Here is an 11,819-nt window from a genome sequence, read left to right on the forward strand (position 1 = left end):
TTATTATTATTTGAAGGTATATAAATTGTCAAAAACAAAAAAAATCCCACAAAAGTGGGATTTTAAGTTTTATATGAAATAATGTTTTTTATCTACATTTTATCTCCAAAGAAAATAGCATTCAATAACAACTTATTAGTTCCGTACCAAAAAGCTCTAAAGTTTGTATTGTCAGTAAAAACTAATACTCTTCCTCTTCCCATTCTTTGTACTTTAAAAGGAACTGTATTCTTAATTACTTTTGCGTTTTCTTTCGAAATATAACCACTTAATAATGGATTTGAAGTATATTGAATTGGATTGTTATAACTCTTTTTGTCTGCTTTTATAAAGATTGTTGAATTTCTAAATAACGCAATTTCATCGTTTTTATAACCAAAATTAATAGGATGAGATCTGTCTGTTTTAGCTTCAAATATTGCACCTCCAATAACCTGTGCACCAGACTTTAACCCTCTATTTTCAAAAGAAATATCTTTAATAGTGTCTATCTTGGTTTTATCAAATTCTAAATTGATAAATTTCTTACTAAACAACCATCTTGCGGTATTTTTATAACCAATTAAAATTCCGCCATTTTGTACCCAAGTTCTTAATTTTTCTTCAGCAGATTTTCCTAAATTATAACTACTTGGAACCACAATTGCAGTATATTTACTAATATCTACTCTCGAGAAATAGCTCATATCTAAACGTGTTAAAGCCATATCGAAACGTTGGTCTAATAGGTGCCAAATTTCTCCAGAATCGTTTCCTGCAATTCCATCTCCAACCAACATTGCCACTTTTGGTTTGTCAATTGAGCTAAAATTATTAGAACCTAAATCAATTCCATCATTTAAACCAGTTGAAACTCCATTAATTGAAACGTGACTTTCCTCTGCCGTTTTTTGTAAAAATTGATACATTTCTAAAGCATTCAATTTTTGATTCTGAACAGGAATAAAAATCGTTCCATAATCGTAAGAATTGCCACCATTATTAAAGTTTTTCATTGAAACTTTTGCACGCAAACCTTTTTGTAAAATAGCGTTTAAAGCTTTTGGAGCATAATATTCGTTCCAAGGCATTAAATAACCATAATCACTTTTAAACGAAACAGTTCCTGTTTTCATTTTTAAATCTTCAATTTCATTTCCTGCTTTCGAAAGTGAAATATTTTCGGCATAATCAACCCCAAAAGAATGGTTAAAAGTCCATGCAGAAACATCATAAAACAAACTATCTTTAAAAGTTTTACGAACATCGAACATCGCTTTTACCAAACGTTGGTTCTTCTGATTCATAGGAACTACATAGCTGTATCCTTTTTTAAATGTTTTTCCATTTTGAGTAAAATCTGACTTTACATCGTGAATTTTCACTTGATGACGTTTTAAAACTTCTGCTAAATGATAACTTTTCGCAGCATCTTTTTCATCACCAAAAACTATTGCTTTATTTGAGAACCCGCTTCTAGATTCTTTGTAAAAATCTTGCTGATATTGTAAAATTTTTACTCTCATTTTTCTGGCAGCTTCCAAAGTAGATAATGCTGCTGTAAACTGATTTCTAATTGTAAAAGGGAACGTTAAAATACCATTAGAAGTTTCTTGAGCATGACCTCTTGAACTTGCTTGCTCAAACAAAATTCCAATACTTCCATTAATATCTGGGAAGGTAGAACCTTTTCCATAATAGAAATCGTCGAAACTTTCTTCTGAATAATATAAAGAACCTATTTTATCCAATGCTTTTGCATGATATGTTGCAATTTCTTTCGTTAAATCTTGATTCATTTGTGGCGTCAAAGGATTTGTTCTACTTGGTATTCCAGGTTGAAAAAAGAAACTCGAATTGCTTCCCATTTCATGATGATCCGTTAAAATATTTGGCATCCATTTATGAAAACTTGCAATTCTTGCACGACTTTCTGGCAATTGAACTGGCAACCAATCTCTGTTCATATCAAACTGATAATGGTTGGTTCTTCCTCTTGGCCAAATCTCTGAATATTCACGATCATTAGGATCGGGATTTATGTTTTTACTTCGGTTCGTATTTGCCCAATATGCAAAACGTTGCAAACCATCAGGATTAAAAGAAGGATCAAATAAAATAACCGTATTTTCTAATAAATCATCGATTTCGCCTCCTTCTGCAGCAGCTAAATAATAAGCTACAGCCAAGGCTGCATTCGATCCACTTGGCTCATTTCCATGAATGGAAAAACCTTGATACACCACAATTTTATTGTTTGAAACATCTGCTGAATTATTTGTTGCATCTACATGATTTTTTCGGATGTTTTCTAAACTTTGATGATTTTTTGGAGAAGTAATCGTCAATAATAACAAAGGTCTATCTTCAAACGTTTTTCCTCTATTTTCAATCGTAATTCTGTTAGATGAAGCTGCTAAAGCCTTCATATATTCCACCAATTTATCGTGTGTAATATGCCACTCTCCTACTTCATGACCAATTACAGATTTTGGTGTAGGAATGTTTTTATTATACGTTACATCTTTAGGTAAATAATAAGATAAATCTACTTTTTGTGCAGAAATTGAAATGGATATAAATAAAAAAAGAAATAAGAGTTTTTTCATCTGAATTAGAGTTTGGTTAGTACACAAATATATGAATTCAAAAATGTTCTTTTTAAAATTTAACATTCATTTAAGTTTTGTAATTAAAACGGATATTTCTTTTCAAACCAATAGAAAAAATAATCATAAATTAATAATTATAGAATTAGAACAATGGAAATTGAATTTAAAATTTTTCAACTAATAGAGAGTACTATCTAACCTTACATTCAAAAAAAATGATATTGAGATGCAACTATTTATTAAAGTATTGCTTAATAGGGTTAAAATATAATTTATATGAGACACTGATTCTTTTTGTTTAAGAGTAATTTCGTCTTAAGTAATAAATTGACTTGATGATAGAATTAGATATTTTAGTAAAGAATTTTAAAAACAAAGACCATCTTGCTTTTGAAGAATTATATAACATGTACCATAAGAGTATATTTGGTGTTATTTTTAATATGATAAAAGATACTGAAATTGCAAATGATTTAACTCAAGATGTATTTGTAAAAGCTTGGAACAATTCTGAAAAATACTCAATTAAAAAAGGGAGATTTTTTACTTGGCTACTTAACATTGCTAAAAACACAACTATTGATAAAATTAGATCTAAATCTTATAAAAACAACAAAAAAAATGTTAGTTCAGAAGATTTTCTAAACAGTTTCATGTGTAATATAAATTCAGATTCTATTACTAATGCTATCGGTTTAAAAAATATGGTATCTAATTTAGAACCGAAAATAAAGAACATATTAAACTTAATCTATTTTGAAGGCTTTACTCAAAAAGAAGTTTCAGAAGAGTTAAACATTCCTCTGGGAACAGTTAAAACAAGAAAAAGAAATGGTTTAAATTTATTAAAAACATTATTTGTTTAAATGTTTCTTTGAATTTTTTCTTAAATAATAGCTTTATTTACTGATAATCAAAAATTACTCTTTTATAATTTAACAAATCCATAAAAATTTAGAAACTCTAGCGCTATTCAGTATTAATGGAAATATTATTCAGATATTTGTAATTAGATACTTTTTCAATTACAAATGATTCAGAATACTACTTTAGAAGCTTTACACAACTCACTTTCTGGTGATGTTTTATTCGATAATTTACACAAAACATTATATGCAACAGATGCTTCTGTGTATAGAAAAATTCCTTTGGCAGTTGCGTTTCCAAAAGATGTAAAAGACCTTAAAACATTAATTGCTTTTGCAACCGAAAATAAAATCACTTTAATACCAAGAACTGCAGGAACTTCTTTGGCAGGACAATGTGTTGGAGATGGAATTGTGGTAGATGTTTCTAAACATTTTACGAAAACGCTTCATTTTGACGAAAAAGTGAAAACCATAAAATTAGAACCAGGAATTGTAAGAGATTCTTTAAATGTGTATTTAAAACCTTTTGGCTTATTCTTTGGCCCAAATACATCCACTTCTAACAGATGTATGATTGGTGGAATGGTGGGTAACAATTCTTCTGGAAGTACTTCTATAAAATATGGAGTAACTCGTGATAAAGTATTGGAAATTGAAGCTATTTTGAGTGATGGCTCTTCAGCAATATTTAAAGAAATAAGTTCGAATGAGTTTCTTGAAAAAACAAAATTAGAAACTTTAGAAGGACAAATTTATAAAAGTATTTATTCGGAATTAATTTACGATTCTGCACAAGATGAAATTAAAAAGGAGTTTCCAAAACCAGAAATTCATAGAAGAAATACAGGTTATGCTGTTGATGAGTTTTTAAAATCAGATTTGTTTGGCGGTACAGAACCAACCATAAATGTTGCAAAATTCTTATCAGGAAGTGAAGGAACATTGGCTTTTTCTACTTCCATAACTTTACAATTAGACAACTTACCTCCTACTGAAAGTATTATGGTTTGTTCTCATTTTACAAGTATTAACGAGAGTTTAATTGCGACGTTAACTGCCATGAATCATAATTTATACAATTGTGAATTGATGGACAAAGCCATTTTAGATTGTACAAAAAACAATAGAGAATTGGCTAAAAATAGGTTCTTTTTACAAGGAGACCCAGAAGCAGTTTTAATGTTAGAAGTTTCTGCAAATACATTGCCAGAAGCAGAATTGTTGGCAGATAAATTGATTGTAGATTTAGAAAAAAACAATTTCGGATATCATCATCCTAAAGTATATGGAAAAGATATTGCAAAAGTCCATTATTTAAGAAAAGCAGGTTTAGGAGCTTTAGGAAATATGGTTGGCGACATGAAAGCTGTTGCTTGTATTGAAGATACAGCTGTGGCTTTAGAAGATTTGCCAAATTATATTAAAGAGTTTACCAAAATTATGGATAAGTATCAGCAAGACGCAATTTATTATGCGCATGCTGGAGCTGGAGAATTGCATTTACGCCCCATTTTGAATTTGAAGAAGAAAGCAGATGTTGTTTTGTTCAGAAAAATAACCACAGAAACTGCGGAATTAGTAAAAAAATACAAAGGTTCTTTTTCTGGAGAACATGGAGATGGAATTGTACGTGCAGAATTTATTCCATTAATGATTGGTGAAGAAAATTATCAATTATTAAGAAGAATTAAAAAGGCTTTTGATCCCAATAATGTTTTCAACAAAGGGAAAATTACAGATGCTTTTGCCATGGATGAAAATCTACGTTATGAAGTGGATAGAATTGAACCCCAAATAAAAACGATTCAAGATTTTTCTGATAGCGAAGGAATTTTAAAACTCGCTGAAAAATGTAACGGTTCTGGAGATTGTAGAAAACCAGTAGAAGCTGGAGGAACTATGTGCCCAAGTTACAGAGCTACAAAAGATGAAAAAGACACCACAAGAGCAAGAGCAAATACATTGCGTGAGTTTTTAACAAATTCCGACGAAGCAAATAAATTTAATCATAAAGAATTAAAAGAAGTTTTCGATTTGTGTTTAAGCTGTAAAGCGTGTGCTTCTGAATGCCCAAGTAATGTTGATATTGCTACTATGAAAGCCGAGTTTTTATATCAATATCAAGAAACAAACGGCTATTCTTTTAGAAGTAAATTATTTGCTAATAATGTAAAATACAACAAATTAGGAAGCATTGTTCCTGCTTTAACAAACGCTATTTTAAGTACACCATTTGCAAAAGCAGCAATGGGAGTTGCACAGAAAAGAAGTGTTCCTAAATTGGCTCCAAAAACATTTAAAAAATGGTTTCAAAAACAACCTTCTTCAAAAAACAATAAAACTATTTATTTATTTTGTGATGAATTTACAAACTTTTACGATGTCGAAATTGGAAAAGATGCTTTCTACTTGTTAGAAAAATTAGGCTATAATTTACAACTTATAAATCACGAAGAATCTGGAAGAAGTTTTATTTCTAAAGGGTTTTTAAAAGAAGCAAAAGCAGTTTGTAATTTAAATGTAGAAATATTTAAAGATATTATTACAGAAGAAACTCCGTTAATTGGAATAGAACCTTCAGCAATTTTAACTTTTAGAGATGAATATATTCGTTTAGCAGATGATAAAAAAGCCGCAGAAAAAATTGCTAAAAATGTCTTTACTTTTGAAGAGTTTTTAGCCAAAGAATTAGAAAAAGGTAATTTAGATACTTCTCTTTTTACTTCAGCAACTAAAACTTTAAAAATTCATGGACATTGTCATCAAAAAGCATTGTCTGGAACACATGCAAGTTTTCAAATTTTAAATCTTCCAAAAAACTACTCTGTAACAATTATAAATTCTGGATGTTGTGGAATGGCAGGTTCATTTGGTTACGAAAAGGAACATTACAATGTTTCTATGCAAGTTGGTGAAGATACATTGTTTCCAAAAGTAAGAAACACACCAAAAGAAACAGAGATTGTTGCTGCTGGAACAAGTTGCAGACATCAAATTTTTGATGGGACAAAACGTATTGCAAAACACCCAATTACTATTTTAAAAGAAGCGCTTTTATAGTTTACAGTATTTAGTCGCGGTTTTCAGTTAAAGCCTCACAAAATACTTTAATTGAAAACTAATCATTTTTCGTACATTTAGTTTTAAATGGTTCTACGAAATATCTTTAGATATTCATATTTTCAGGTTATTTACTAGGTAAAAACCAGCAATAATGGAATATCAACATTTATTTATAACGTTTACAATAATCTCAATTGGTAGCTAATTTGCTACTTTGGGTTTTAAAAAAAGTATATTAAAATTATGACAAAAAAAAGTAATTATGTAGCAGATGAAAATCGCTATGAAAAAATGAAATACAGAAGAACTGGAAATAGTGGTTTATTATTACCAGAAATTTCTTTGGGTTTATGGCACAACTTTGGTGATGATGACAATTTTAAAAATTCTAGAAACCTTCTAAAATGTGCTTTTGATAACGGAATTACACATTTCGATTTGGCAAATAATTATGGACCTCCTCCTGGTTCTGCTGAAAAGAATTTTGGAAAAATATTAAAAAAAGATTTTAGTGCATACAGAGATGAATTGATAATTTCATCTAAAGCAGGTTATAAAATGTGGGAAGGACCTTATGGCGAATGGGGTTCCAAAAAATATTTGGTTTCTAGTTTAGACCAAAGTTTAAAAAGGATGAATTTAGATTATGTAGATATTTTTTATCATCATAGACCAGATTATGATACACCTTTAGAAGAAACTATGAGTACTTTAGATCTAATGGTTAGACAAGGAAAAGCATTGTATGTTGGTTTGTCTAATTATCAGCCAGAAGAAGCAGAAAAAGCATTTAAAATTTTAAAAGGTTTAGGGACTCCTTGTTTAATACATCAACCAAGATATAGTTTGTTCGATAAATGGATTGAAAATGGTTTGTTAGATTTATTAGGTAATTCTGGAGTTGGCGCAATTTGTTTTTCGCCTTTAGCACAAGGAATGTTAACCAATAAATACATAAAAGGTTTACCAAAAGATTCTAGAGCCGTAAAAGATAGTCCTTTTTTAAATACAGAACAGGTAGTGGAAATGTTACCTAAAATTAATGCATTAAATGAAATTGCAAAAAACAGGAATCAAAATTTGGCACAAATGGCAATATCTTGGATTTTAAAAGACAATAGAATTACTTCTGTTTTAATTGGAGCAAGTAAAACAGAACAAATTTTAGATAGTGTAAAAGCCATTGAAAACACAACATTTACTAACAGCGAAATATTAGAAATTAATAAAATTACAGATTAACAAAGCATAACAGATTATTAAACAACATTTTAAATATTTATTGATTTATCTAATAAACACTATCTTTAAATGAATTAATAGATTTTATTTTGCTTTTTAGAAAGATATTTTTCTTACAAATTTTCTTCCTATTCATTTTGAATAGCTTTTTTTTTTATGGGCAAAATGCATTAAACTTTTCTATTCATCAAGATTTAAAATTATTTGCTTTTGGAGATAATTTAGGTAACAATGCTGGAACTGTTAATTTTGTTGCACGTTTAAAATACGAAAGTAACGATAAAAAGTTAGGTTATTTTATATATGGTTTGGAATACGAAAAAGCGTTTTTAACTTCGAGTTATACAAGATATGGTGCTTTTTTGGGATATACTTTTATTGATGTTTTTGGAGATTATAATTTTCAATTAACACCTAATTTAGGTATTGGAAACATTCACAGAGAAGGTACTAATTTATGTAGTTGGTCTACTTCTTTACAAGTCGAATACTTTTTAAATGATACTTTAAAACTAAGTTTTTTGAATCAAATTACAGAGCGAACAGATTTAGGTTTTTTATACGGTAAAGTAAAATATAGGTACAGTTTTTTCTTTGGAATTGAAATACGCCTTTTTAAATTTAAATCGAAATATTAAGAACTCCAGAACTCACGTTTTTTATTTAATTCTTCTTCTTCTTTAATAAATTCTTCTGCTTCTTTTGGAGACAATACTTTTAAAAATGATGGATGTTGCTCAATTGCAAATTCAATTTTTGTAACAATATCTGCCACACTTTCATTATCATAATCAATTTCTAACGGCTCTTTAATTACCATAGATTGTAAAACATTTCGCTTTTTAATTCTTAGCCCTTTTTTATCAAAAGAACGTCTAAAGCCATCTATAACAATAGGAACTACAACTGGTTTGCAAGTTTTTATAATATGTGCAGTACCTCTTCTAATGGGTTTAAAAGGTGTTGTTGTACCTTGAGGAAAAGTAATAACCCAACCATCTTTAATAGCTTTGGAAATATTAGAAATATCAGAATTTTTTACTTGTCTATTTACATCTTGCCCTTTACTTCTCCAAGTTCTATCGATAGAAACAGAACCTGCATATGCAAATATTTTTGGTAAAATACCAGATTTCATAGTTTCGCCAGCAGCAACAAAATAAATATTCAATTTTGGATTCCAGATGTACCCTATGTTTTTTATGGTATCATCTCTACCACTTAAAGAAGCGTTAAATACATGAAACATGGCTGCAACATCTGCAAAATAAGTTTGGTGATTAGAAATAAACAACACATTTCTTTCTGGTAATTTTCTTAAAATTTCCGATCCTTCAATATGCAAACTATTAAATTTACGATATCTTCCATGTGAAACCAATCCAAAAATTCTAATAATCATTTTTTTTAAAAATAAAATATGACCAAAAGGATTTCTTTTAAATATAGGCATTGTTAGTTTTGTTTAATACTTGGTTAGAAACAAATTTACAAAACAAATAACAAAATTTAAGAATTAAATAGTTCTTTAATTTCGGAAAGCATCATTGCTGTTGCACCCCAAACTATATAATCGTTTAATTTAAAACAAGGTACGTCTATATTTTTCATGTAAGAAGTAGATAAATTTACAGTTGTTAGAGAGGCTTCGTTTAACAAATCTTCTACTAAAACTTCAATTGTTTTTTCGACTTCGTAATTTGTGCTAAAGGTTGGTCTTTTATTTATATAACCAACAAATGGTGTTGCTAAAAAATTACTTGGTGGAATAAATACATCTGTTAATTCTCTTACGAATTCTATGGTTTTCGGGAAAACACCAACCTCTTCAAAAGCTTCTCTTAAAGCTGTTTCTTTTAAATTTTTATCTGTCTTATTTACCTTACCTCCTGGAAAACTTATTTGTGCAGAATGTGTGCCTTTATAAGTTGCTCTTTTGGTTAGTAAAAAAGTAGTCTCATTGTTTTTATTTGGGTAAAACAATGCTAAAACAGCCGCTTTTCTTGGTTTGTTGGCTTTTATCTTATCTGCATCGTATCTCAAGCGAAGTTCTGGTGCTAATTTAAATTGTGCGTCTAAACCTCCTAGTTCCAAGGTTTTTAACGATTCTATTTTACTTTTAAATTGATTAAATTTCACTTAAATTGTTTATTTTTAGCTAAATTATTGAATTTGATAGAAATCTAATATTTTTTGGCAAGAAATTTGAATATAATAAAGTATGAATAATAAATACAAAAAATTAGCTGCCAGTCTTGTTTTAGATGCGATTGGTTTTATACCATTTCTGCCTTTCGATCTTATATGGGCACCACTTTCTGGGTATTTTATGACCAAAATGTATAAAGGAAAAGAAGGTAAAATTGCAGGTATTGTAAGTTTTATTGAAGAAATTCTTCCGTTTGATTTTATACCTACCTTTACATTAATGTGGATTTATAGTTATGTAATTAACAAAAGAAAAAACGAAGAGTTAATTGAAAATTAATTGGTTTCTTCTTACAGCTTTTTGTAATTAAACAAGTGCGTTAGGGATTGAAACGACATCCTTTTTGCTTTTTTGCAAAAAGATATAGTGGAAAGCCTGTTAAAACGCCAAAAAAATTAATCTTCCGTTTTAAATAAAAAACCCAAACCTAATCTACTTAAAAACTTTTTCTCGAATTCCCAAAAAAAGTTAAATTGACCAAATAACCAGCCAACTATTGGTAAGGTTAATTGATAGATAGGAAAAATTAATAAAATTCTAAGTGGCCAGTAAATAAAACCTGAAATTGTTTCTGGATTTAAACCAATAAAACTGGTTACTGGTTTTGCAACCCATGCAGCAAATGAACCGTTAATTGCAAAAACTATAAATATTGCTAATAGAGACCAATTGCTTTTAATTCCCCAACGTTCTTTTAATTTATCCATAAATTATTGAACTTCTTTTTTAGATTTTCTAAGCATTAACCAAATTCCAATTAAAACTAATGGAATGCTTAAAACTTGACCTGTATTTAAAGGACTAAATAACCATTCTTCTCCTCTTTGTTGCACTTGTGGTTCTTTTAAAAACTCGATTACAAATCTTAAAGACCATAAAACTGCCATAAATAAACCAAATAAAAAGCCAATGTGTTGTTTTTTATCGGTCTTCCAATATAAATACCACATAACAAAAAAGAGTATTAAATAACTAAATGCTTCATACAATTGGGTTGGGTGCCTTGCTGTGGTTTCTCCTGCGGCTTTAAAAATTACCCCGAAATTAGAACCTGTTTCTTTTCCATAAATTTCTGAATTGAAAAAGTTCCCAAAACGAATGAAAAATCCAGCTAAAGCAACCATAATTGCCAATCTATCTAATATAAATAACCAAGGTTTCTGTAAATGTTTTTTTGCATAAAAATACAAAGCAATTGGAATTGCAATTGCAGCCCCATGACTTGCAAAACCAGTATAACCTGTAAATTTCCAACCTTCTGCTGTGTTTTTAAATGGTAATATAATTTCCAATAAATGGTCTTGATAATAATCCCAACTATAGAAAAACACATCTCCTAAACGCATTCCTACTAACATAGAAATAAATACATACATAAATAATGTATCTAACTTTTCTACAGGAATTTTATCTTCTATAAAGATTTTTTTCATTAGGCGTAAACCCAATAAAAAAGCTCCAACAAACATTAAACTGTACCAACGAATGGTAAAGAAACCTAAATCTATTCCAATGGATGGATTCCACTCAATTGCTAAAAAACTCATACTTTTTTATTCAAAGTTTAAAATTTATAATTCAAAGTTAAAATATAACTTCTATTTTTTTTCTTCTAATTTTTCTGGAACAGGATCGTAACCACTTCCTCCCCAAGGATGACAACTAAATATTCTTTTTAACGCCAACCAACCTCCAGAAAATAAACCGTGTTTTTGCAAAGCTTCTATTGTGTAGTGTGAACACGTTGGAGAATATCTACAAGTTGCGGGTGTAAATGGCGATATTGCTGTTTGATAAAAACGAACAATTAATATAAATGGATATGAAAGTATTTTTTTCAAACGT

General features: G+C 29.2%; 11 protein-coding genes. 5 read left to right on the forward strand and 6 right to left on the reverse strand.

What is annotated here, in order from left to right:
- Positions 1–92 precede the first annotated feature (92 nt).
- Entirely contained in the window at positions 93–2,588 is a 2,496-nt protein-coding gene (locus H9I45_RS03800; protein WP_176397599.1) for a M14 family metallopeptidase, read from the reverse strand.
- A gap of 338 nt (positions 2,589–2,926) precedes the next feature.
- Between H9I45_RS03800 and H9I45_RS03805 the strand changes: the two genes are divergently transcribed.
- From H9I45_RS03805 to H9I45_RS03820, 4 genes are all read left to right on the forward strand, one after another.
- A complete protein-coding gene (locus H9I45_RS03805) occupies positions 2,927–3,457 on the forward strand; it encodes an RNA polymerase sigma factor (RefSeq protein ID WP_317043394.1) in 531 nt (176 codons plus the stop codon).
- A gap of 165 nt (positions 3,458–3,622) precedes the next feature.
- Positions 3,623–6,520: an FAD-binding and (Fe-S)-binding domain-containing protein gene (locus tag H9I45_RS03810; protein ID WP_088355111.1), complete on the forward strand. Its 2,898-nt coding sequence runs from the start codon at positions 3,623–3,625 to the stop codon at positions 6,518–6,520.
- A 246-nt stretch (positions 6,521–6,766) separates the two neighbouring features.
- Positions 6,767–7,765 carry an aldo/keto reductase gene (locus tag H9I45_RS03815; protein ID WP_088355112.1) on the forward strand — a complete coding sequence of 333 codons (999 nt, stop codon included), beginning with the start codon at positions 6,767–6,769 and terminating at the stop codon, positions 7,763–7,765.
- Positions 7,766–7,902: 137 nt separating this feature from the next.
- The gene (locus H9I45_RS03820) at positions 7,903–8,403 is read left to right on the forward strand and encodes a hypothetical protein (protein WP_088355113.1); all 501 of its coding nucleotides are present in this window, start codon (positions 7,903–7,905) and stop codon (positions 8,401–8,403) included.
- On the opposite strand, the gene H9I45_RS03825 is transcribed toward H9I45_RS03820, so the two are convergent.
- Both H9I45_RS03825 and H9I45_RS03830 read right to left on the reverse strand, forming a co-directional pair.
- Complete coding sequence (locus H9I45_RS03825; RefSeq protein ID WP_088355114.1) at positions 8,400–9,218, reverse strand: lysophospholipid acyltransferase family protein; 819 nt, start codon at positions 9,216–9,218, stop codon at positions 8,400–8,402. The genes H9I45_RS03820 and H9I45_RS03825 overlap by 4 nt on opposite strands.
- A 56-nt stretch (positions 9,219–9,274) precedes the next feature.
- On the reverse strand, positions 9,275–9,904 hold the full coding sequence (locus H9I45_RS03830) for an NUDIX hydrolase (protein ID WP_088355115.1): 630 nt from the start codon (positions 9,902–9,904) through the stop codon (positions 9,275–9,277).
- 82 nt (positions 9,905–9,986) lie between these two features.
- Here H9I45_RS03830 and H9I45_RS03835 point away from each other — a divergent pair, with 82 nt between their 5' ends.
- Entirely contained in the window at positions 9,987–10,253 is a 267-nt protein-coding gene (locus H9I45_RS03835; protein ID WP_088355116.1) for a hypothetical protein, read from the forward strand.
- A gap of 116 nt (positions 10,254–10,369) precedes the next feature.
- On the opposite strand, the gene H9I45_RS03840 is transcribed toward H9I45_RS03835, so the two are convergent.
- The 3 genes from H9I45_RS03840 to yidD are packed head-to-tail and all read right to left on the reverse strand — an operon-like array spanning position 10,370 to position 11,815.
- Positions 10,370–10,681, reverse strand: coding sequence for a DUF6787 family protein (locus tag H9I45_RS03840; protein ID WP_088355117.1), 312 nt, complete (start codon positions 10,679–10,681; stop codon positions 10,370–10,372).
- A 3-nt stretch (positions 10,682–10,684) separates the two neighbouring features.
- Positions 10,685–11,521: a prolipoprotein diacylglyceryl transferase gene (gene lgt, locus H9I45_RS03845; RefSeq protein ID WP_088355118.1), complete on the reverse strand. Its 837-nt coding sequence runs from the start codon at positions 11,519–11,521 to the stop codon at positions 10,685–10,687.
- 51 nt (positions 11,522–11,572) lie between these two features.
- Positions 11,573–11,815: a membrane protein insertion efficiency factor YidD gene (yidD, locus tag H9I45_RS03850; RefSeq protein ID WP_088355119.1), complete on the reverse strand. Its 243-nt coding sequence runs from the start codon at positions 11,813–11,815 to the stop codon at positions 11,573–11,575.
- Between the last annotated feature and the right edge of the window lie 4 nt (positions 11,816–11,819).

The sequence above is a fragment of the Polaribacter haliotis genome (genome assembly GCF_014784055.1).
Lineage (GTDB): Bacteria > Bacteroidota > Bacteroidia > Flavobacteriales > Flavobacteriaceae > Polaribacter > Polaribacter haliotis.

Excerpts from the sequence above, each read along its gene's own strand:
- H9I45_RS03840 (WP_088355117.1), bottom strand. The coding sequence starts at position 10,681 with ATGGATAAATTAAAAGAACGTTGGGGAATTAAAAGCAATTGGTCTCTA.
- H9I45_RS03810 (WP_088355111.1), top strand. The coding sequence starts at position 3,623 with ATGATTCAGAATACTACTTTAGAAGCTTTACACAACTCACTTTCTGGT.
- lgt (WP_088355118.1), bottom strand. The coding sequence starts at position 11,521 with ATGAGTTTTTTAGCAATTGAGTGGAATCCATCCATTGGAATAGATTTA.
- H9I45_RS03805 (WP_317043394.1), top strand. The coding sequence starts at position 2,927 with ATGATAGAATTAGATATTTTAGTAAAGAATTTTAAAAACAAAGACCAT.
- H9I45_RS03815 (WP_088355112.1), top strand. The coding sequence starts at position 6,767 with ATGACAAAAAAAAGTAATTATGTAGCAGATGAAAATCGCTATGAAAAA.
- H9I45_RS03835 (WP_088355116.1), top strand. The coding sequence starts at position 9,987 with ATGAATAATAAATACAAAAAATTAGCTGCCAGTCTTGTTTTAGATGCG.
- H9I45_RS03800 (WP_176397599.1), bottom strand. The coding sequence starts at position 2,588 with ATGAAAAAACTCTTATTTCTTTTTTTATTTATATCCATTTCAATTTCT.
- H9I45_RS03825 (WP_088355114.1), bottom strand. The coding sequence starts at position 9,218 with ATGCCTATATTTAAAAGAAATCCTTTTGGTCATATTTTATTTTTAAAA.